The organism is Pontiella sulfatireligans (assembly GCF_900890705.1).
Taxonomy (GTDB): domain Bacteria; phylum Verrucomicrobiota; class Kiritimatiellia; order Kiritimatiellales; family Pontiellaceae; genus Pontiella; species Pontiella sulfatireligans.
On the sequence record NZ_CAAHFH010000002.1, the window covers coordinates 564,654 to 585,335 of the forward strand.

At 55.9% G+C, this 20,682-nt stretch carries 18 protein-coding genes; 11 read left to right on the forward strand and 7 right to left on the reverse strand.

Features of this window, described 5'->3' with window-relative positions; all coding sequences use genetic code 11:
• Positions 1-389: 389 nt before the first annotated feature.
• The 3 genes from SCARR_RS29110 to SCARR_RS15375 all read right to left on the reverse strand — a co-directional run bounded on the left by SCARR_RS29110 (position 390) and on the right by SCARR_RS15375 (position 2,451).
• Positions 390-515, reverse strand: coding sequence for a hypothetical protein (locus tag SCARR_RS29110; protein ID WP_281281183.1), 126 nt, complete (start codon positions 513-515; stop codon positions 390-392).
• Positions 516-890: 375 nt separating this feature from the next.
• Entirely contained in the window at positions 891-1,655 is a 765-nt protein-coding gene (locus SCARR_RS15370; RefSeq protein WP_136062555.1) for a tetratricopeptide repeat-containing protein, read from the reverse strand.
• A 79-nt stretch (positions 1,656-1,734) separates the two neighbouring features.
• On the reverse strand, positions 1,735-2,451 hold the full coding sequence (locus SCARR_RS15375; RefSeq protein ID WP_136062556.1) for a hypothetical protein: 717 nt from the start codon (positions 2,449-2,451) through the stop codon (positions 1,735-1,737).
• 610 nt (positions 2,452-3,061) lie between these two features.
• On the opposite strand from SCARR_RS15375, the gene SCARR_RS15380 reads away from it, so the two are divergent.
• From SCARR_RS15380 to rbr, 6 genes are all read left to right on the forward strand, one after another.
• Complete coding sequence (locus SCARR_RS15380) at positions 3,062-3,742, forward strand: response regulator transcription factor (protein ID WP_136062557.1); 681 nt, start codon at positions 3,062-3,064, stop codon at positions 3,740-3,742.
• The gene (locus SCARR_RS15385; protein WP_136062558.1) at positions 3,742-5,241 is read left to right on the forward strand and encodes an ATP-binding protein; all 1,500 of its coding nucleotides are present in this window, start codon (positions 3,742-3,744) and stop codon (positions 5,239-5,241) included. The genes SCARR_RS15380 and SCARR_RS15385 overlap by 1 nt, the downstream gene beginning before the upstream one ends.
• Positions 5,242-5,739: 498 nt before the next feature.
• Positions 5,740-7,485, forward strand: a complete 1,746-nt coding sequence (locus SCARR_RS15390; RefSeq protein WP_136062559.1) for a thiamine pyrophosphate-dependent enzyme — start codon at positions 5,740-5,742, stop codon at positions 7,483-7,485.
• Positions 7,486-7,588: 103 nt separating this feature from the next.
• The gene (locus SCARR_RS15395) at positions 7,589-8,986 is read left to right on the forward strand and encodes a glutamate synthase-related protein (RefSeq protein ID WP_136062560.1); all 1,398 of its coding nucleotides are present in this window, start codon (positions 7,589-7,591) and stop codon (positions 8,984-8,986) included.
• Positions 8,979-9,467, forward strand: coding sequence for a Fur family transcriptional regulator (locus SCARR_RS15400; protein WP_168433348.1), 489 nt, complete (start codon positions 8,979-8,981; stop codon positions 9,465-9,467). Before SCARR_RS15395 ends, SCARR_RS15400 begins: the two co-directional genes overlap by 8 nt.
• 15 nt (positions 9,468-9,482) lie before the next feature.
• Entirely contained in the window at positions 9,483-10,058 is a 576-nt protein-coding gene (gene rbr / locus SCARR_RS15405; protein ID WP_136062562.1) for a rubrerythrin, read from the forward strand.
• Between the two features lie 78 nt (positions 10,059-10,136).
• On the opposite strand, the gene SCARR_RS15410 is transcribed toward rbr, so the two are convergent.
• Entirely contained in the window at positions 10,137-11,057 is a 921-nt protein-coding gene (locus tag SCARR_RS15410) for a sugar phosphate isomerase/epimerase family protein (RefSeq protein WP_136062563.1), read from the reverse strand.
• A 258-nt stretch (positions 11,058-11,315) separates the two neighbouring features.
• Between SCARR_RS15410 and SCARR_RS15415 the strand changes: the two genes are divergently transcribed.
• The gene (locus tag SCARR_RS15415; RefSeq protein WP_136062564.1) at positions 11,316-11,669 is read left to right on the forward strand and encodes a helix-turn-helix domain-containing protein; all 354 of its coding nucleotides are present in this window, start codon (positions 11,316-11,318) and stop codon (positions 11,667-11,669) included.
• A 17-nt stretch (positions 11,670-11,686) separates the two neighbouring features.
• Positions 11,687-13,009, forward strand: a complete 1,323-nt coding sequence (locus SCARR_RS15420) for a type II toxin-antitoxin system HipA family toxin (RefSeq protein ID WP_136062565.1) — start codon at positions 11,687-11,689, stop codon at positions 13,007-13,009.
• A 16-nt stretch (positions 13,010-13,025) separates the two neighbouring features.
• Here SCARR_RS15420 and SCARR_RS15425 read toward each other — a convergent pair whose 3' ends face one another.
• Together SCARR_RS15425 and SCARR_RS15430 are read right to left on the reverse strand one after the other, a co-directional pair.
• Positions 13,026-14,699 (reverse strand): SPFH domain-containing protein, encoded by a 1,674-nt coding sequence (locus tag SCARR_RS15425; RefSeq protein ID WP_136062566.1) that lies wholly within the window; start codon positions 14,697-14,699, stop codon positions 13,026-13,028.
• A complete protein-coding gene (locus SCARR_RS15430) occupies positions 14,696-16,210 on the reverse strand; it encodes an SPFH domain-containing protein (RefSeq protein WP_136062567.1) in 1,515 nt (504 codons plus the stop codon). The genes SCARR_RS15425 and SCARR_RS15430 overlap by 4 nt, the downstream gene beginning before the upstream one ends.
• A 189-nt stretch (positions 16,211-16,399) precedes the next feature.
• Here SCARR_RS15430 and SCARR_RS15435 point away from each other — a divergent pair, with 189 nt between their 5' ends.
• Entirely contained in the window at positions 16,400-17,272 is an 873-nt protein-coding gene (locus tag SCARR_RS15435; protein ID WP_136062568.1) for a hypothetical protein, read from the forward strand.
• A 51-nt stretch (positions 17,273-17,323) separates the two neighbouring features.
• Here the strand turns inward: SCARR_RS15435 and SCARR_RS15440 are convergent, their stop codons facing one another.
• Positions 17,324-17,935: a hypothetical protein gene (locus tag SCARR_RS15440; RefSeq protein ID WP_136062569.1), complete on the reverse strand. Its 612-nt coding sequence runs from the start codon at positions 17,933-17,935 to the stop codon at positions 17,324-17,326.
• A 159-nt stretch (positions 17,936-18,094) separates the two neighbouring features.
• On the opposite strand from SCARR_RS15440, the gene pgm reads away from it, so the two are divergent.
• The gene (gene pgm, locus SCARR_RS15445; protein ID WP_136062570.1) at positions 18,095-19,735 is read left to right on the forward strand and encodes a phosphoglucomutase (alpha-D-glucose-1,6-bisphosphate-dependent); all 1,641 of its coding nucleotides are present in this window, start codon (positions 18,095-18,097) and stop codon (positions 19,733-19,735) included.
• Between the two features lie 67 nt (positions 19,736-19,802).
• Positions 19,803-20,681, forward strand: a complete 879-nt coding sequence (gene ilvY / locus SCARR_RS15450; RefSeq protein WP_136062571.1) for an HTH-type transcriptional activator IlvY — start codon at positions 19,803-19,805, stop codon at positions 20,679-20,681.
• The last annotated feature ends 1 nt before the right edge of the window (position 20,682 follow it).

Genomic DNA, 20,682 nt, shown 5'->3' on the forward strand with positions numbered 1-20,682 from the left:
ATTTCTTGGAAGTTAGGCGGGAAGGCTGTAGATTCCCGCCAATGAATATTCTAGTACATCGTCATGAATTAAGTGCCGTTTTTATTGACCGCTAAGTCGCAAAGACACGAAGGACAGAAAGCTTTGCGTCATAGCGTCTTTGCGGTCGAACTATTCGACAGAACAGTCTCAGACGGATGGGATATTTAATTCCTGACTGAGTACTAGTACATAGTCACGAATTAAGTGACTGGTATTTCACCACCCGCTTCGCTAGAGGCACGGAGGCTCGGAGTAAAAGAACCTTAACAAACTCAGTGCCTCTGGTGAATGGGTCGTTATTCACTCCCTATTCATGTGGTAAAAAATCCGGCTGAACAGAAACAGGACATTAATTTCATGACCAAGTACTAGTCGTCGAAGACGAGAAAAAGCCGGCGCAATTCACCGCCAAGGGCCTCGGAGAGGTCGCCATCGGTATCGATTGCGGCGCGGGCGGCGACCGCGTCTGAGCCCGGACGGCAGAGCAGGATCATCCGCGCTCATCGCGCGCGGCTACCCTGTTTCCAATGTTTGGAAAAGTAGAGCATGCGTCCCGCTTGCTTTCTCCAGGGTATGGAAAGTAGGACAGCATCTTGCCTGTCTGAAGAGCAACGACTTCTAATGATTGAAAGATGAAAATTCAAAAACACTGCTTCATAAAGGAAGCTAAAAACCAAAATGACGATTTAGGCGGCCTGACCCCTTTTTCACTAACCTATTAATACGTGACCCCTTTTTCGACAGCACACTTCCCCTGCATGCAAATGACTAAATAATAGGACCGGCACCGTCTCCGGCACCGTCTCTTAAATGCGCGGTGTCTTGGCGAAGCGTGAAACGCGAAGACAGAAGGACTAACCCCAGCCTTGTTACGATACTGACTCACTTACATAACCAAAAGCTTCATCTATTTGCTTGGATACTTTATCTCCAAATACATGAGAGGAAACGGCTACAGCTTGCATATGCATTGAGTCGCATTCGCGGAGGGTATTGGCAAGAGCCTTAGCCTTACCATAAGCTTCAAGAGACTCTTCTAGCTTCCCCTGTATTAGAAATGCCTCGCCTATGGTAGCATAGGTCCATTGATTTTCCTGTGCCACTTCAACATGGTAAAGAGCACGCTCCACCATATACTCAACAGTCAGCGCTCCCTCAACATCCTCATCAGGAGATACTAAAAGAAGATATGCCACATTTATCGCGTGATAATATGCTTGATCATGATTTTTCTTTTCTTCAGCTTGCTTAAATCCATCAGAATAGAGCTCTAATGCACGGTCGAAATCCTTTTGTTGGCGACCGACTAACCATCGACGCTTCAGACGCCCCGCAAGTACTCCAACTGGATCTAAAGCAGATCTAGCATGAGTAGTATTCCAACGCTCAATAACATCTTCGGCATCTTTATCAAACCCGATGCTTTCAAGGGCAAGAGCCAAGGTAACGATAGCATTAGCATCTAAGTCGTCTACCCCCGGCATCAAGAGATTGATCGCTTCTTGGAATTCCCTGTTCTCCACCGCCAATCTTGCACTTTCGACAGCACTAAAAGCTCCTCGTGTATTAGTTAGTATTTTATAAAGTAGCTTATAAGAATAATGATCGGTCGAATCTGGATGAACAATTTCCAAATGGTTACCAGGCACAACTGCCTGTTGGAATTTCGGAAAAGGATCAATAGATGATGACGCCGGAATAAAAGCGTCGATTTCACCCGCGACTGCAGTAAAAGAGAACGGTGGATATGCACCGATATCTATCGAGTTTATTCAGTTGTTTCCTAATGTTTCTTAACGTAACTATTCTTTCTAAAACGCCGTGCCCCAAAAGCCGTTCAGGAACAGCTATCATCTGCGGATTAATACTCTGGGCAACACCAACAACACTATCACTCAACAGTTCCTTCGGAGCGTGAATTATCGGAGAGTAAATAGCGTCCCCGATGTGCTCTAAATGCCTCCCAGCTCTTTCCTTTGTAATTTGGCAAATCTTTTCTACGTCCGGTGGAGGACTTTGCTCATCGAACGAAAATGATACGCTGAAGCTTTCAAAATCATCTAAAACAGAAAAAAACATTTCTTCAGACCAGTTGGCCTTATGCCAGTAGGCTTCATAATTACCACTGTCCAATAAAACTATTTGTCCATTTCTTTTAGCTGAAACAAGCAAACTATGAATTTCCTCTTTATCCTCAGTAGGAGCATAAAACAAATCGTGCGCAGACACCAAAAACTGCGGGTGGCCTACTGCAACTAATAGCTTTAAATACTCAACAGGCTTAAGATTGGTTTTAACGCTAGATATTGACGGAAAAAAGACTGGGAGTTTTAAATCCAAAAAAGGGATCAATTTCCCTAATTCGTCATTTTGATGCTGAGGGTACTGAATGGGAAATGGGTCGGTTCTATGATTTAATGTTTTATGCATTTTTCCAGACTCCTAATCGGCCTTGTCCTTGAAAAGGGGTCAGTCCTTGAATTCTGACATTTTCTGCATTTCCCCAAACTCCTAAAACCATCCAAAGAGCCTCTGTTTTTAATCGGCTTTCCCCAATGATTGGCTGAACCCATTTCTCAACTTGTCCCAAACATCAGTTTCTAATCTGACACGTTGAAATCGTTTCTACGCCTTTTTCCCAAGGGTTGGAAAATAAATCCGCAACTTTTACAAAGATCAGAAAGAATACTCAAGCACTCATGTTTACGATCAACGCGTTGAAACGGCGCGGAGCGCCTCGTTCAAATCGTTCAAGACGTTCAAGTCGCTCGGAACCCCTCCCTCTGGCCTGTAGGCCCACGGGCCGGAAGCGGGAGGTTCCTCTGTGGTAAAAAATCTGCGTTTATCCGCGTTCATCTGCGGCAAAAAAACTCCCCGGCACCGCGGCGCGCCCGGCCCTTCGATAAACTTCAGCCATCGTAAACTACGGCGAGACGCTCAGGACAGGCGGTCACGCCCTACCGGTCGAACACGGGAAAATTACAGAATGGTAATTCTGCGGTTCTTGGACGGGCGGCCTGAAGATGATAGGTTTCTGTGCATGAATATCCTAGTTGTCGAAGACGAGAAAAAGCTGGCCCAATTCATAGGCAAGGGTCTCGAAGAGCATAGTTTCGCCGTCACCGTTCTTCATAACGGCGACGATGCCTATGCCTTGGCCTGTGCCGAACCGTTTGACCTGATCGTACTCGACATCATGCTGCCCGGTCGCGATGGACTCAGCATTCTCAAAAACCTTCGGGCTCGAAAAAACACGGTTCCGGTAATCTTGGTCACCGCGCGTTCCGAGGCGACCGAACGCGTGGAGGGATTGCGGCTGGGTGCGGACGACTATATCGCGAAACCGTTCTACATGGATGAGCTGATCGTGCGGGTTCAAACCGTTCTGCGGCGAACCTCGGGCGAGCAGCTCAGTATCCTGCGGGCGGAAGACCTGAGCGTGAACCTGATGACACGGGAAGTCGCGCGCGGCGGGAAACCGCTGACACTGGCACCCCGGGAATTTGCACTGCTGGAATATCTCATCCGTTCCCCCGGCCGCGTCTTTACGCGCTCGCAGATACTCGAACACGTTTGGGGCTGCAGTTTTGATCCGGGCACCAACGTGGTGGATGTCTGCGTGCAGCGCCTACGCTCCAAGATCGATGCGAGGGAAGCCGAATCGTTTATCGGGGCGGTGCGCGGTGTCGGCTATCGATTCCGGAAAATGGAGGTCGGCTGATGCTGCGCTCCTTCCGTCTCAAAATTGCTTTTATGACCCTGTGCCTCTCCGGGCTGATGCTGTTGGCCTTTGGATTCTTCGCCGTATCGGCCTTGAACCGGGTGGCCATCGAACGCATCGACCGCGAATTAATCGCCTTGGCCGACACCCAGGTCCGGAAAGAACAACCACGGGATCATTGGCACCGGTTCGATGCATCGTTCCGTTCCATGTACGGCATGGATGAATCCAAACAGTTCATTGTCAAAGCAACACTTCAACAGGGTGACGTCCTGCATGCCACAGCGGACTGGCCCCAAGGACTCTCCACGAACGCCCTCCCGCTTCCGCTCACCTTCGCCAATGTTCAATCCGCTCCACTCGGGCACATTCCCCCGGCAGGGGAAGAACGACTTAATAATAACCCGCAACCCGCTCCTCGTGAAATGACGCTGATCCACGGGCCGGTTTTTGCGACGTTGACCGGAGCGGACGGCAGTTGGCGCGCCATCACCATGGCCAACGAGGAGGTGTCGCTCAGCATTGCGATCAATCTGGCGGGACTCCATGTCGAAACCAGCCGCTTCAGAAACACGTTGGTCATTGGGGCTCCGCTAGGACTGCTGTTGCTGGCAACCGTCGGATGGCTGATCGGACACCTCGCGCTGCGCCCGGTCGATCGAATAGCAAAGACCGCCGAGCAGATGACGGCGCAGCAGTTGGATGCGCGGATACCGGACAAAAATGCCGACAAGGAACTTCAACGGCTCATCGATGTGATCAACGGCATGCTGGAACGGCTGGATATGAGCTTTCATCAAGCCACCCGTTTCAGCGCGGATGCCGCCCACGAACTCAAAACACCGCTCGCCATTTTGCAGGCCCAGATCGAACGTTCGCTGCAGCGGGCCGACGACGAAAGCCTCGAACAACGCGAATATGCCGAACAGCTGGACGAGGTGCAGCGGCTCAAGATCATTCTACAAAAACTGCTCTTGCTCTCCCGGGCCGATGCGGGCCAACTGCCGCTCAGTGCCGACGACCTCAATCTTGCGGAACTGGCTCGCGATGCCGCCACTGATATCGAGATTCTGGCTCCAGACAGAACCGTAACCGTTGATGCACCGACCGAACTGATGGCGCGCGGCGACGCTCATCTAATCAATCAGATCCTTGAAAACCTGATCACCAACGCGGTCAAGTTCGGGGAAGAAGATGGCAGCATCGTGATAAAAGCCGCCCGACACCATGAAAGCGTCGTCGTAACCGTTGCGAACAGCGGCTCCCCGATTCAGGAACAGGATCAGGAACGAATCTTTGAACGCTTCTATCGCGTCGATCCGTCCCGCAGCCGCCAAACCGAAGGCACGGGCCTAGGCCTAAGCCTTGCACGCGAAATCGCCCGGGCCCACGGTGGAGATCTCATCCTGTTGCAAAGCAGTGATAGTTCGACGAGCTTTTCCCTGACGCTACCCCGACATCTGATACCTATTGAACGTCTCGCATGTGATTTCAATTAACTAATGCGGCTTCGCAGCAGATTTATGAACCACGAAATACACGAACCACACGAAACAGATTCTCAGGACAGGCTTCGTGTATTTGGTGTATTTCGTGGTTAATCTATATGGGCAGAACAGGTTAAGGCTGGGTGCGTAAGGAGCGCAGAATGGTAGGAAGTTAAAACGGAAGTAACTAATGCGACTCCGCAGCAGAGGTTGAATGGCAACGAATGAATGTAAAGCAACGAATCCAAACCGCTGAAAATTCGTTGTTTTACATTCATTCGTTGCTGAAAAACCTGCGTTATTGCTTGGAAACAAGCTTGTAAAGGGTCGGCGTTCCAAGGAACGCATTTTGGATAGAAGTTGGACTGTAAGGAACTAAAGCTGAAGGAGCGTCTGAACCTCCCGCACCAGTTAGTGAGACAAATTCCTTATTAACATATAAGGATTTAATTCCTCGCATCTCCCCACCCTCTCCGATATAGGAAGTATTCTTAAACTGGAGAACAAGAGATGGCTTGGAAATGCAATGTTTGCGGCTATATCCACGAAGGCGACGCCCCGCCCGAAATCTGCCCGGTATGCGGCGTACCCGCCTCTGAATTCACCGAGATCCCTTCCTCCGAAGAACCTGCCGAAGAATCCGCAGTAGAACAGAACGTCTCTGATGTGATGGTGCAGACCATGATCAACTGGGGCGTGACCCACGTCTTCGGCATGGTCGGCCACTCCAACCTCGGGCTGGCCGACGCCATCCGCAAACAATGCGAAGCGGGCAAACTGCACTATATCGGCATCCGGCACGAAGGCGCCGCCTCGTTTGCGGCCTCCGCCTTCGGCAAATTGACGGGCAAGCCCGCCGCCTGCCTGAGTATTGCCGGCCCCGGCGCGACCAATCTGCTGACCGGACTGTGGGATGCCCGTGTGGACCGGATTCCGATTCTCGCTTTGACCGGCCAGATCGATACGCAGGTGCTCGGCCCCGGCGCGTTTCAAGAAGTGGATCTGGCATCGGCGTTTTCGAGCGTCGCGTGCTGGAGCCGGACCGTGCTCGACACCAGCAACCATGCCGAACTAATGAACCTCGCTCTAAAGAACGCCATCCTCCAGCGTGACGTCGGCCATCTCATATTCCCCAACGAGGTGCAGACGCTGCCCGCCCCTGCCCCACAGGCCGGAAGCCCCGAGGGAAGGCTACCCAACCTTGAAACCACTCCCCCGGCCCAATCCATCGACCAAGCAATGGAGCTGATCAACAAAGCCGATCGCCCAGCGATCATCGTGGGCCACGGCGCAAGGTTCAGGATGTCGGGCATCCTGAAGCTCGCTAACGAACTGGGTTGCCCGGTCATCACCACCTTCAAGGGCAAGGGACTGATTCCCGACTCCGATCCACTGGGTTGCGGCGTGCTTGGTCGTAGCGGCACATTGGTTTCGGCGCACTTCATGAACAGCGCCGACCTGCTGGTCGTCTTCGGTGCGTCGTTCTCGCAGCACACGGGCATCAATCCGGACATACCGACCATCCAGGTGGATCTCGATCCGATCACGCTCGGCAAATTTCATTCTGTTGCCGTTCCGGTGGTCGGCGAAATCGGCATCACCGCCGAACTGTTTTTGAAGCGGCTGAAAAACCCCGCCTGCACCGACCGCCGCAAGGAAATCGCCGCAAAGAAAGCCGAATGGACCACGGAAAAGAAGAACCGCGCCGCCAAGCACGAAGGCCATGGTCTCAACGCCGCCGAGATTTTCGAGGCGCTAAGCGAGCTGATTCCCGAGAACGCGGTAATTGCGGTGGACGTCGGCAACAACACCTATTCGTTCGGGCGCTACTTCGAGAGCAAGGGACAGCCCGTTTTGATGTCGGGCTATCTCGGTTCGATCGGTTTCGGCTATCCCGCCGCCATGGGCGCCTGGGCCGCCGCGCCCGACCGCCCCATCGTCGCGCTCACCGGCGACGGCGGATTCGGGCAATACATGGGCGAGCTGTGTACGGCGGTGAAGTACAACATGAACATCACCCACATTCTGCTAAACAACCACGAACTAGGAAAAATCAGTACGGAACAGAAAATGGCCGGTATGACCGTTTGGGAAACCGACCTGCATAATCCGAGCTTCGCCGAATATGCCGATATCTGCGGCGCAAAGGGGTTCCGCGTTGAAAAACTGAACGAGCTGGAAGATGCAGTAAAAGCAGCACTGGCCGTTGAAGGGCCGGCACTAGTGGAGATCATGAGTGATCCGGAGCTGATTTAGAATATCCTTATTAGGATTAGATCCTAAGTAGTCAAAATAATGAACAAGGTTTTACAGGCAGGGTCGATAGAGCTTTAATGAACGACTTCAACGAAGAGAGAATATGATGAACTATGTATGCAGCGTTTGTGGATATGAGCACAGTCAGGAAGGTGAACTGCCCGATGACTGGGCCTGCCCGGTCTGCGGCGCAGGAAAAGCACTGTTTGAATGCAAGGGAGATGAACCCGCAGCGGATGACCAGCCCGCCCCGGCTCCCGCAGCCAAACCGGAAGGGGCCTATCTGGAAACATGGACCCGTCCGTCTGATGACACGGAAGGCTGGATGAAGGACATTCACGAGATGGCTGAAACCGGCCACTCGATCTATGAACCGATGCGCACCAAACTCCCGGTGGTTTCCTGGAACGATATTCTGGTGAAAGGCGCGCAGCTCTCTACCCTGCCCCTCGCGCACGACGCAGAGGTTTCGACCCGAACCGTGATTGGCAAAAACACCGGAAAACCCATGGTGCTGGAAACGCCGGTGATGGTTTCGCACATGTCGTACGGCGCCCTTTCGAAAGAAGCCAAGATGGCGCTGGCGAAGGGCAGCGCCATGGTTGGCGCAGGCATGTGCTCCGGCGAAGGCGGCATCCTGCCTGAAAGTCGCGCATTGGCGCATAAATATATTTTCGAATATGTGCCCAACCAATACAGCGTGAATGAAGAAAACCTGAAAAACGCCGACGCCATCGAAATCAAGATTGGCCAATCCGCAAAACCCGGCATGGGTGGCCATCTGCCCGGCGACAAAGTTACCGATGAAATCGCCGCCGTGCGCGCCCGCCCGCAAGGCAGGGACATCATCAGCCCCTCCTCGTTCGACGACATCCAGTGTCCGGAAGAGCTGAGGGCCAAGGTGATCTGGCTGCGCGAAGCTTCCGGCGACCGCCCCGTTGGCATCAAGCTGGCGGCGGGAAACATTGAAGCCGATCTGGAGGCCGCGCTGAAAGCCCGCCCGGACTTCATCACGATCGACGGGCGCACCGGCGCGACCGGCTCTGCACCGAAATACATCAAGGCGGCCACCTCGGTGCCCACCATCTACGCGCTGCACCGCGCACGCAAATATCTCGACGAGCACCAGGCCGGCGACGTGGCACTGATCGTCACCGGCGGCCTGAGGGTCTCGTCCGATTTCGCCAAAGCGCTGGCCATGGGCGCCGATGCCGTGGCGATTGCCAGCGCCGCAATGATGGCGATCGGCTGCCAGCAATACCGCATGTGCGGCACCGGCCGCTGCCCCGTTGGCATCACCTCGCAGGATCCCGAACTGCGCGCCCGGCTCGACGTGGACCAATCCGCCGAGCGGCTCGCCAACTATCTCCGCGTCTGCACCGAAGAACTGAAGACCTTCGCGCGCATCACCGGACACGACGATGTACACGCGCTCAACCGCGGCGACCTCTTCACCACTAACTCCGAAATCTCGAACCATACGGACATTGAACATGCGTGAGGAAGAAACGTTCGTAGTTCCGCCTTTAGGCGGCCAGTCCGCAGAGCCGCCTGAAGGCGGAACGACGAACCATATCGAGCGCCTCAAACTGGCCTGCCAGAATGCCGGCTTGCGGATGACGCACCAGCGGATGGAAATCTTCCGCGAAGTGGCCCAGACCGATGAGCACCCCGATGCGGACACCATTCTCAAGCGCGTGCGCGAACGCATGCCGACCATCTCGCACGACACCGTCTACCGCACGCTTTCCTCGCTAGAGGACATGGGCCTGATCAGCCGCGTCGATCCAGTGTGCGGACGCGCCCGCTACGACGCCAACTCCGACGCACACCACCACTTTATCTGCACCGAGTGCGGGTGCATTGCCGATGTTTATTTGAACGACGAAATCCCCCTCCCAGAGGGCATTGAAAATCTCGGCCGCGTGGAGTCTCTGCATCTGCAGATTCGCGGCATGTGCCATAACTGTAAGAACAACTAACCAAGGAGCAATACCATGCCGGACATTAAAGGAACCGAAACTGAAAAGAACCTGATGAAATCATTTGCGGGAGAATCCCAGGCGCGTATGCGCTACACCTACTTTGCCAGCGCCGCAAAGAAGGAAGGGCTGGTTCAAATTTCTGCCATGTTCGAGAGAACAGCTGATCAGGAAAAAGAACACGCAAAGCGTTTCTTCAAACAGCTCGAAGGTGGAATGTGCGAAATCACAGCGACCTTCCCCGCTGGCGTGATTGGCACGACGGCTGAAAACCTGAAAGGTGCGGCCGATGGAGAAAACGAAGAGTGGACCGAGCTCTATCCGGCGTTTGCAGCAAAAGCTCGTGAAGAAGGTTTCGTAGCCGCTGCTGTGATCTGGGAAAAAATTTCCATTGCAGAAAAACAGCATGAAAAGCAGTACCGTGATCTGCTGGCCAACCTCGAAGCAGGAAAGGTCTTCAAGAAAGACGGCGTTGTAATCTGGCAGTGCCGCAACTGCGGTTTCATCCACGAAGCCGAAGAAGCCCCCGGAATGTGCCCGGCCTGCGCACACCCGCAGGCGCACTTCGAAGTGCTCGGCGAAAACTACTAGGCAGCAAGGTAGGGCGCTTTCGCCGAAAGCGCCGCACCCAGGACTGGCGGACGGCTCGGCGAGCCGTCCCTACCTTTTTTACAGCGCCGCAATGGCTCGTTCGATCAGCGCCTTGGTGAGCATAATGCCTTCGGTCGTACCGGGCTTGCCGCCTTCCCACTCGACGCCGACATAGCCGCGGTAGCCGGAGTCGGCCACGATCTTCATAATGCGGAAATAGTCGCTCTTTGTTTCGTTGCCTTCGGCATCGAACGCGTGGCTCTTGGCGCTAACGCCTTTGGCGAACGGCATGAGTTCCTGTATGCCCTTGTAGCGGTCGTACTGTTCGCCTGTTTTTCTGTTCAGCGTGAAGTTTCCAAAGTCCGGAAGCGTTCCAACCGTTGGAAGATCCACCATCTTCATAACGCCGGACAACCACTCGCCGTTGCTGGAGAGGCCTCCATGGTTTTCGACGATGACATTCAGGCCATACGGCTTGGCGGCTTCGGCGAGTTTGGTTAATCCATCGACCGCGAGCTTTTGCTGTTCCTCAAAGGATCCGGCGCTTTGCGCATTCACACGAATAGAGTGGCAGCCCAGCTGCGCGGCGGCCGCCAGCCAAGGCTTGTGCTTTTCAACGGTTTCAATTCGCACCTCTTCCTGGGATGCGCCAACCTGGCCGCACCGGTCGCACATGATGAGCAGGCTTTTAACGCCTTCGCCGTCCGCACGCTTTTTGAGCTCCGCAAAATAGGCGTCGTCGCCCTCTTTGCCGAAGTAGAATGAGTTGACGTATTCAAGGCCGCCGATCCCACAGATGTTCTTGGCGTATTTCGCAAAGTCGAGCGGATCTAGGTAGTTGTCAGCTCCAGGCTTGGCACGATGGAATGCGCGGATCGACCACTGCGCGAGCGAGATTTTGAAACCGGACTTCTTCGGCGTACGTCCGGCGGCCTGAGTACTAAGCGCGCTTCCTGCGGCCGCAGCCGCAGATGCGATGATAAAGCTTTTACGATTCATGCAGTCTCCTTTTCTTCCATGAGCAATAGGTAGAGAAGGTAACCCAACACGATAAATCCTTCGAGCTTTTTGAAGGATTCACCTCAGCCAACCGATGAAGGACAACACGGTCTATCATTTATTTATGTGCAATTATTTGCTCATCTATGACCTATACGGCCATATTGTGTATTTTTCCGCACACTGGACTTATATTTTTATGCGCACTATATTGCTCTTTTATGTTGCATATCACCAAACATCTGCCATATTAGCCCCATGATGAATCTCGAAAACATGGGAAATGCAGAGATCCAAAAAGATCTCGGCCGGCGCCTGCAGCGCGAACGGCTGAACCAAAACATCACGCAGGCTGATCTGGCGGAGCGCGCCGGAATCTCCCGGCGGACGCTGGTGGCAGCTGAAAAAGGCCAAGGCACCACGCTCGAAACGTTCATCTGCATCCTGCGGGCGCTGGGGCGTCTGGGACAGCTCGACCAGTTCCTGCCCGAGCCGCCCGTCAGCCCGATTGAGCTGGCCAAGCTCAAGGGCAAGGTGCGCCAAAAAGCATCCCGTAAAATCCGCTATCCACTGCCGAGCGATACCGCTTGGACGTGGAAAGAAGACGAGTAGAAACAAAAGGAAACAACATGCCAGCCACAACAGCCGAGATTCTGCTATGGGGAAACGTCGTCGGTGCCGCCGCTTGGGATGCCGGACGCGACGCGGCATCGTTCCAATATGCCGAAGCCTTCCTCGACAGCGGCATTGAGCTGGCCCCCATCGCCATGCCGCTGGGAGAGCAGGTCTACTTCTTCCCTGAACTGCCGAAGGATTCGTTCCACGGACTGCCCGGCATGCTGGCCGACTCGCTGCCGGACAAGTTCGGCAACCTGCTGATCGACGAATGGCTCGTGCGGACCGGGCGGCAGCGGACGGACTTCACCCCTCTCGAACGACTGTGCTACATCGGCACGCGCGGCATGGGTGCACTGGAATTCCGCCCCGCCATGCGCGAACGCCAAAGCGGCTCCATCCCGATCGACATCAAGGAACTTGTCGATCTGGCCAACACTGCGCTCGCCCAAAAGGAAATGCTCGACACCGCTATTGGCAACAACAGCGCAGAGGATCTTGATGCCATGCGCGACATTCTCCGCGTCGGAACTTCCGCCGGAGGCGCGCGCGCCAAGGCGATTATTGCCTGGAACGAAAAAAACGGCGAAGTCCGCTCTGGGCAGGTCAAGGCGCCGCCGGGCTTCGGCTACTGGCTGATGAAGTTCGACGGCGTGGCCGGCAACCGCGACAAGGAGCTGAACGATCCCCAAGGCTTCGGCAAGGTTGAATATGCCTACCACCGCCTGGCGTTGCTGGCCGGAATCGAAATGAGCGAATGCCGGCTCTACAACGAAAACGGGCGCAGCCACTTCATGACCCGCCGGTTCGACCGCACCTCCGAAGGCCGGAAGATTTTCATGCAGACGCTTTGCGGGATTGCCCACATGGATTTCAACCAGGCCGGGGCATACGGCTACGAACAGGCGATGGATGTTGCGCAGCGCCTCGGCCTCGGCAGGGAAGCGCTCGAACAGCTCTTTCGCAGAATGGTCTTCAATGTGTTCGCCCGCAACCAGGACGACCACACCAAAAACATTGCCTTCCTCATGGACAAGCGCGGGCAGTGGTCGCTCGCCCCGGCCTACGACGTCACCTATTCCTACAACCCGGACGGCGCATGGACGCACCGGCACCAGATGCGCATCAACGGCAAGCGCGACGACTTTGATCGGCCGGACTTCCACGCCGTCGCCAAACGCTTCCGCATCGCGAGCGCCAAGGCCGTCGATGAAATCCTCGAACAGACCGACCGCGCACTAGAAGCCTGGCCGCAGCTCGCCGAAGGCGCGGGCGTTCCGGAAAAGATGGCCGCTCAAATCGCCAACGCCCATAGACGGCTTGCCGGAATGCCCTAACGCGGGCGAACGGCTCTTATTTCCGCTTCTTCAGTTGCTGGGCGCCGCCGAGTTCGGCGAAGCCGGTATTCTCGAGATCGGTCCAGAGGGTGCCTTCGCCAGCGTGGATAATGTTAAGCTTCATCTTTGGATTCAACGTATCAGCAAAGGTCCACTGCGCGTAGGCCAGCGGATCGCCAAAGGCAGCGGTCTTGAGCTGCAGGCCGTTGGCTTTTTCGCCCTCGACTTTTTCGATGGACGTCGCCTTCGCCTGCCCCAGCACCCTGACTTTGTCCGCTTCAATCGCCGCCGTCATCTTTTTGATTTCCGCTGCTTTTTTGAGCGTCTCGGCCTGGATCTGCGCCACCTGTTTGTCGAGGTCGGCGGCAATCTCGGCCTTGAGCTTTTCGGTCTCCTGCATCACCTGTTCGCCGCGCTGGTTGATGAGCGATAGCTCGGTGTTCAACTCGGCCTCTTTGCGTGCGGTGTTTTGCCGTTCCTTGTTGGTGAGGTCCTGCTCGACGGCCACGCTGGCCTGCTGGATCGGAGCGCGGATTTCGTCGGGCACTTCCACGTGCCGGATGAGCGCGTTGTAGACCTTGATGTCCTTTCCGCCAAGCGTCTGCTCCAGCGATACGGTCAGTTCGTTCTGGAATTTTTCGCGACCTTCGCCAACGATGAAATCCTTGGCGCGGTATTCCGATCCCTTGTTGCGCGAGATGGAGGTGATCTGCGGCATAATGATCTTGTCGACCACGGCCGGCAGGTCGCCGTAGCGCCGGAAGATGCCGGCGATGCGTTCGGGCGAAAGCTCAAACTCAACCGTCATATCGAGACTGATCGGAAAGCCGTCGCGCGATGGAAAACTGACGAGTTCCATCAGGTTCATTTCACCAACTTCCATCGCTGCGTAGTCGGCATCGCGCACACGCTTGCCCGCCTTGAAGTCGACCTGCTCCTGGCCCTTGCGCTGGCTGAAGTAGTCGGCCCGCTTCTCTTCCTGCCGTTGCAGCATGTTGGCTTGAAGCACATTCAATGCTTCGTTCTGTCCGAGCTGCCGCGCCTTCGTAACGACCTTGCCGCCGCTTTCCCCCATTAATGAAACCTGGTTGATGCCAATCTCAAGCACATCCACCTTGTACTCCTTCGGGTTGACATAGTAGAGCCCCGGCTGCAGCACATCCTTGCGAACGCCCTGTTGCTTTGCGTTGGCAAATTCACCGCTGGCAGCCCGCTCGCCGGCGAGCGAGGTCACGACCCCGTCATAGCCGATCGGGATGCTGATGGCATCGACGATCTCGACATTGTAGCCGTAGGGGTTCATGCGATATTTGCCCGGACCGAGCACACTGCGCCAGATCCCTTTCTGGCCGCGCTCGGCGATAAACTCGCCCTCGGGAAGCTTCGCCCCAACCTTGGAGGTCACGACCCCGACCTTGCCGGGATCGATGAGGATTGCGGCGACAATCTCGCGCTCGTAGAAGATGGGATTGAGGAAGTGGCGCCCTTCGGCAAGGGTCTCCTCCCGGATCCCCTTCTGCCCGTCGCGGGCAAGGATCTGCCCGGGCTCGAGCGCCTTGCCGTTCTTGGCCGTGATGATGGCCATTTTGTTCGGGCCGACGTAGAAACGGCAGAATCCCCAAAGCCACATGAACTGCAATGCACCGAGTATGATAACGATTGTAACGACTGCTGAAATTATTTTTTTCATTCTGCACCTCCTTTCGCGGGAGCAAACGAGCTGAAGATGCCGCCCACCCCTTCGTTGGAGTCGGAGCTAAGCACCGACATCACCTGCGGGCCGATCTTTTCGTAGAGCGTGTAGCGCGCAAAGTTGTCGCCGCCGCCCAATGCGGAAACCCGGTTTTGCAGCACGGCGGCCTCGGCCTCGTTCTGCGCCTTGATCGCGTCTTTCTCGCCATCGGCGGTCAGGATGATCGCTTCGGCCTGGAAGAGCGCGGCCTCGTATTCGACCTTCGCCACATCAAGTTCCTTCTGCGCGGCGATCAGGCGCACGGACTGGTCCTGCTCGGCGTCGATGACGGCGCGGATGCGCTTGGTATCGGCCTCGACCTTTTCCTTGCTCTGAACGGCAAGCATTTCCTGCTTGGTCAGCTCGGCCTTCGATTTGGCCTGCACAATCTGCTGCTCGTATTTGGCGGCATCCTGCACGGCAAGCTCGCGGTCGCGGTTAATGCTGGCAATCTCGTCGGGCACAATAATCTTGCTCACCATCACGGCCTTGATATCGATGCCCCAGCCCTTGGATTTGGCACGCAGATGGCTTTCAAGGTCGCTCTGGAACTTCTGGCGCGTCTCGCCCACGATAAAGTTGACCGCCGGATGCTTGCTGCCTTCGATGCGGCTGAAGCCACGTGCTCGCGGCAAAATCAGCTTTTTGATGACGTCGTCCATATCGCCGACGCGGTGGGACAGGAAGGCGGCTTCATCGCGTTCGATCCCGAATTCGATCTTGCCTTCGACCGTCACTGTAAATCCATCCAACGTCAGAAAGTTGATGACATCCTTGCCGGACATCTCGAAGAGATGGCTCTGGATGTTGACCTCGACGACGTTGTACATGTAGGGGTTGAGGTAGTGCGTCCCCGGATCGAGCAGGCGCCCGGACACGCCCTTGAGGCCTTCGCCCACCATGAAGGTGTTGCGTTCGCCGAGTGCCAGTTCGTTGTTGAGCACATCCTTGCCCGTCAGCGCCGTCACCACGCCAACGTTGCCGGGCGTGATGTTGATGGCGTTGAAAAGCGCCACGTGCGTGGCATAGGGATTGATGCGGTATTTGCCGGGCCGCAGGATTTCCTGCACAATGCCGCGCTGGCCGTCGCCCGCAATGATTTCGCCGGGGAGCAGCTCGTCTCCATAAAGACGGGTCATCACGCCCAGCTGGCCGGCCGGCACATCGAGAATACGTTCTATTTTCCAGCTCCACGTATACGGGTTCCGGAAATAGCGGCCCTCAGGAAGCACATCGATCTGAATGCCCTTCTGCCCCTGCTCCAGCGCAATCACTTGGCTCGGAGCCAGATTGTCGCCCGTCTTGCGGATCAGCACCGCAATCTGTCCAGCACCCGGCTCGATCCGGCAGAAAAACCAGAAAAAGACAACCCCTGCAACCAGCGCACCCACCACCAACACCGGAATCGATGTCAGCAATGGAATGTTTAACCGCACCTGTGGCGGCTTGAATTGAATTTGTTCACTCATAATGCTCCTCCTGTACTGTTTCTAAAGCTTAAAGCAAGGTTAGCACGCGCCTTCTGGCCAACCACTATTATTCTACCCGAAAATTATAACCAGAGAACCTTTAACTACACAAGGGAAGTCAAAACACCCTAACTTTTTGTTGTCATGCTAGCATGACTTAGTGTTTTATAGGATGACAACGGAGGTTTTATGAAAGGTGACATTCGACAGGCATTGGAATATTTGAACGAAAACAAGGTCCGGGTAACGTATGGCGCAGTCCAAAGCTATCTGGGCTTCGGAGTTCTGGAAAAAGTGAACTGGGAAGAGATTCTGGGGCCGCACCGTCCATACACCTCTTGGGTGGTGAGCAAAAAAACCGGGTTGCCGGACGGGCACCAACCGACCGAACTGCATCCCGACCTGTTGACCTCGGCCACCATCATCACCAAAGGGAAGCAATTGCAATCCGCCGTTGATGATTTCGTCAAGTCGTCCGACGGAGGCGAGTCAACCGACACGTTCATGACAATGAAAGAACGACAAGTTGAAGTGGCGGACTGCCACGGAAACAACTGCGCCGTAATTTGCCCCAATTGCCGGAAAGCCTATCTAATCTCCGGCTTCCTCAACAAAGGCGTGCGCTCATGCCCGCACTGCGGAAAGTCAAAAGCGGTTTTCAAGGATGTTAAAGCCCAATGGGAAGAAACCCATCAGGACGACCTCATCAATCCCGAACAGTCGGCCACCCGTCTGACCTTCAAGAAAGAATGGCTCGGCTATGATGTTTGGGTCACCTTTACTGAAGGCGATGTGACCTACCGGTATCCACACGACCAACTCCTGCAAACCTTCATCAGCCGGCTCGGCATCATTGCCGGAACCAAATCATGGGATAACGAAGGGATTTTCCATTTCCCGCGCCTGAGCGGAGAGCAGAAAAAAATGTTGCAGCGCTATGTCGAAGCACAACGCGAGCAACCCGTTCCAACACAAGCCGCGGAAACCGGAATTGTCATACCGGAAATCGAACTGGTCGATGGCCCGCCCCCCAGCGAACAGGAAAAGAAAGAAGAAAAATAACAAACGGAGTCGTCCGCACGCACGAGCGGCCTTCCGGCAGGACGGCCTGCCCTAGCCGTCTTGCTCCCGGTTCATGCCCTTTTCAAATTCGGCCAGCTCCAAGCCCGAAGCAAAAGCACTTCCAATATTTGGAAAGTGGAACAGCATGCACGTGGCGCTGAGCACCCCGGCAACAATGGCTCCCGCCGGCTGGCACTGCACCGGCGGCAGCATCATGCCGAACAAAGCGCAGGTGTTCACCAGGCCCCACTGGATGAGAACCGCGCTCATCAGACACCCGCTATATTGATACAGCTTCAGCTCATCGCCTTCCAAAGCATCTATATGTTCCTGCTTAAGCGCCGCCTTGGCCTGGGGCGACTCGGGGTTTGCGATCCTCTTCAGCCAAGCCGGTTGCTTTCCGCTCACCACCTTGACCAAGCCGTGCGGCGAGAGCGTGAACCAGCGGCAGACGAACGACTGCAAAAGAACCATCAGCCCGAGAACAACGGCAATCGGAAGCATCTGGTTCGAAACAATTGCGGTTCCCCGTTCTTCCGAAGCCTGTTTCCACGCAATGAAAATGTAGATTCCAGAAACAGGAAACACTCCAAACCACATCAGCTTTAGCTTCATTTCCAGCGGTTTTATTGCTGCCGCCAACTCGTTCGATATCGTTTTCATGTGCTCCCTTGCTTCATTTGCGCCCCGTAATCGAAAGGATTCTTTTATATGGGATCCGGGTGCAGTTCCAATATTTTCCTCGGAAACCGTTGTGCCACAGCAGGGGCTTTGCTAAGCAATACGCCTTTACAGGGAAAAACTTTTTACAGGAGAAAAATCATGGCCATTCATCCAGACGCAGGAAAACCGGTTGCCAAAGAAAATTTGGCGGATATCGCCGAGCTCGTCAGCCTTTACTATGAAACGCAGCCCGACGTGACGAACCCCGACCAGAAGGTCGCCTTCGGCACCTCCGGCCACCGAGGCACCTCGCTCAAGACCAGCTTTACCGAAGACCACATCATGGCCATCTCGCAGGCCATCTGCGAATACCGCGCCCAGCAGGGATATACCGGCCCGCTCTTCATGGGCAAAGATACCCACGCGCTGTCCATCCCCGCCGAAAAGACCGCGCTCGAAGTTTTCGCGGCCAACGGCGTAACCGTCATGATCGACAAAGACGGCGGCTACACCCCCACCCCCGTCATCTCGCACGCCATTCTGGCCTATAACAAAGGAAAGACCGAAGGCCTCGCCGACGGCGTCGTCATCACCCCCTCGCACAACCCGCCCGACAACGGCGGCTTCAAATACAACCCGCCCAACGGCGGACCGGCCGACTCCGACGCCACCGGCTGGATCGCCGACCGCGCCAACGAGCTGCTCGCCGAGAACAACGACGAAGTTGCGAGCCTCTACTATCCCGAAGCCCTCGCCGCCGACACCACCGTCGCCTACGACTTCATCACCCCCTACGTCGACGACCTCTGCAACGTCATCGACATGGAAGCCATCGCGAAATCCGGCCTCAAAATCTGCGCCGACGCCATGGGCGGCGCGGGCCTGCGCTACTGGAAACCGATCGCCGAAAAATACGGCATCAACTTCACCATCCGCAACGACGCCGTCGACTACACCTTCAGCTTCATGACCGTCGACCGCGACGGCAAGGTGCGCATGGACTGCTCCTCGCCCTATGCGATGGCCAGCCTCGTCGCCCTCAAGGACGACTTCGACATCGCCTTCGGCAACGACCCCGACTACGACCGCCACGGCATCGTCACCAAGTCCTCCGGTCTAATGAATCCGAACCACTACCTCGCCGTCGCCATCAACTATCTCTTCACCCACCGCACCGGCTGGCGCGCCGACGCCGCCATCGGCAAGACGCTTGTCAGCTCCTCCATGATCGACCGCGTCGCCGGCGAACTTGGACGAGACTTGCAGGAAGTGCCGGTCGGCTTTAAATGGTTTGTCGACGGCCTCGTCGACGGCTCCTACGGCTTCGGCGGCGAAGAATCCGCCGGCGCTTCGTTCCTGCGCAAGGACGGCACCGTTTGGACCACCGACAAAGACGGCATCATCCTCTGCCTGCTGGCCTGCGAAATCCTCGCCGTCACCGGCAAGGATCCGGGCGAGCACTACCAGGAGCTCGTCGCCAAATTCGGCAGCCCCGTCTACGACCGCGTCGACGCCCCTGCCACCCGCGAAGAAAAGGCCAAACTCGCCGCCCTTTCGCCCGAGCAGGTAAAGGCCGAAACACTCGCCGGTGAAGCTATCACCGCCAAGCTCACCCACGCCCCCGCCAACGGCGCGGCCATCGGCGGCCTCAAGGTCTGCACCGAAAACGGCTGGTTCGCCGCCCGCCCCTCCGGCACCGAAGACATCTACAAAATCTACGCCGAAAGCTTCAAGGGCGAGGATCACCTGAAACAGATCCAAGCCGAAGCCCGCGAAATCGTGAATCAGGCTCTCGCCTAATTCGTGACGACAGAAACGTGAGGCGTGATAATGGAAACACGCCTCACGACCCACTCATCACGCAACCATGGACATTCAAGCACTCACCACCTTTATCAAGACCGCTGAACTCCTCCACTTTGGCAGGGCCAGCCGGGCTTGCAACCTGAGCCCCTCAGCACTGACGCGGACGATCCAGCGTTTGGAAGAAGAGCTCGGCCAGTCGCTGTTTCTGCGCGACAACCGCAGCGTGGCGCTCACCGACGCGGGGCGCAAGTTGCTGACCTATGCCCGCACCTCGGTACAGGACTGGCGCACATTCCAAGATTCCCTGACCTTGGGCGAGGAACAGGTTAGCGGCACGCTTTCCATTTATGCCTCGATTACGGCCGTCTACAGTTTGCTGCCCAAACTGCTGGAATCCTACCGCACGGCCTATCCCGAAGTGCATCTTGAGTTGCGCACCGGGGCGGCTGAGCAGGCGATCGAACAAATTATGAGCGGGGAAATCGATCTAGCTGTCGCCGCCCTTCCCGACCGGAAACAGGCCCAGCTGGAATTCATGCCGCTGGTGGAAACCCCGCTGGTGTTCATTGCCCCCATCGGGATGGAACTTCCTGTGGCGGGAAAAAACCGCCAGCTCGATCTCTCGCAGGTTCCGCTGGTGGTTCCTCAATCCGGCACGGCGCGCCACCGGCTGGATGCTTGGCTGCGAAACAACGGAACGGTTCCAAACATTGCCTCGGAAGTCTCCGGCAACGAGGCGCTTATTGCGATGGTGCGGCTGGGCACCGGCGTCGGCGTTGTGCCCCGGCTGGCGTTGGAGCGAAGCCCGTTCCGCGAGAAAGTGGAAATGGTTCGGGACACCCCGCAGCTCGATCCCTACGTGGTCGGTCTCTGCTCCGGCAAACGCAACCTGAAGCGCCCCGCCGTCAAAGCCATGTGGGAACTTGCAAAAGGATTGTAAC

Coding starts and splice junctions, on each gene's coding strand:
- SCARR_RS15440 (WP_136062569.1), bottom strand. CDS start 17,935: ATGAAAACGATATCGAACGAGTTGGCGGCAGCAATAAAACCGCTGGAA.
- SCARR_RS15390 (WP_136062559.1), top strand. CDS start 5,740: ATGGCTTGGAAATGCAATGTTTGCGGCTATATCCACGAAGGCGACGCC.
- SCARR_RS15410 (WP_136062563.1), bottom strand. CDS start 11,057: ATGAATCGTAAAAGCTTTATCATCGCATCTGCGGCTGCGGCCGCAGGA.
- SCARR_RS15435 (WP_136062568.1), top strand. CDS start 16,400: ATGAAAGGTGACATTCGACAGGCATTGGAATATTTGAACGAAAACAAG.
- SCARR_RS15425 (WP_136062566.1), bottom strand. CDS start 14,699: ATGAAAAAAATAATTTCAGCAGTCGTTACAATCGTTATCATACTCGGT.
- SCARR_RS15380 (WP_136062557.1), top strand. CDS start 3,062: ATGAATATCCTAGTTGTCGAAGACGAGAAAAAGCTGGCCCAATTCATA.
- SCARR_RS15420 (WP_136062565.1), top strand. CDS start 11,687: ATGCCAGCCACAACAGCCGAGATTCTGCTATGGGGAAACGTCGTCGGT.
- rbr (WP_136062562.1), top strand. CDS start 9,483: ATGCCGGACATTAAAGGAACCGAAACTGAAAAGAACCTGATGAAATCA.
- SCARR_RS29110 (WP_281281183.1), bottom strand. CDS start 515: ATGATCCTGCTCTGCCGTCCGGGCTCAGACGCGGTCGCCGCCCGCGCC.
- SCARR_RS15415 (WP_136062564.1), top strand. CDS start 11,316: ATGATGAATCTCGAAAACATGGGAAATGCAGAGATCCAAAAAGATCTC.
- SCARR_RS15385 (WP_136062558.1), top strand. CDS start 3,742: ATGCTGCGCTCCTTCCGTCTCAAAATTGCTTTTATGACCCTGTGCCTC.
- ilvY (WP_136062571.1), top strand. CDS start 19,803: ATGGACATTCAAGCACTCACCACCTTTATCAAGACCGCTGAACTCCTC.
- pgm (WP_136062570.1), top strand. CDS start 18,095: ATGGCCATTCATCCAGACGCAGGAAAACCGGTTGCCAAAGAAAATTTG.
- SCARR_RS15430 (WP_136062567.1), bottom strand. CDS start 16,210: ATGAGTGAACAAATTCAATTCAAGCCGCCACAGGTGCGGTTAAACATT.
- SCARR_RS15400 (WP_168433348.1), top strand. CDS start 8,979: ATGCGTGAGGAAGAAACGTTCGTAGTTCCGCCTTTAGGCGGCCAGTCC.
- SCARR_RS15395 (WP_136062560.1), top strand. CDS start 7,589: ATGATGAACTATGTATGCAGCGTTTGTGGATATGAGCACAGTCAGGAA.
- SCARR_RS15375 (WP_136062556.1), bottom strand. CDS start 2,451: ATGCATAAAACATTAAATCATAGAACCGACCCATTTCCCATTCAGTAC.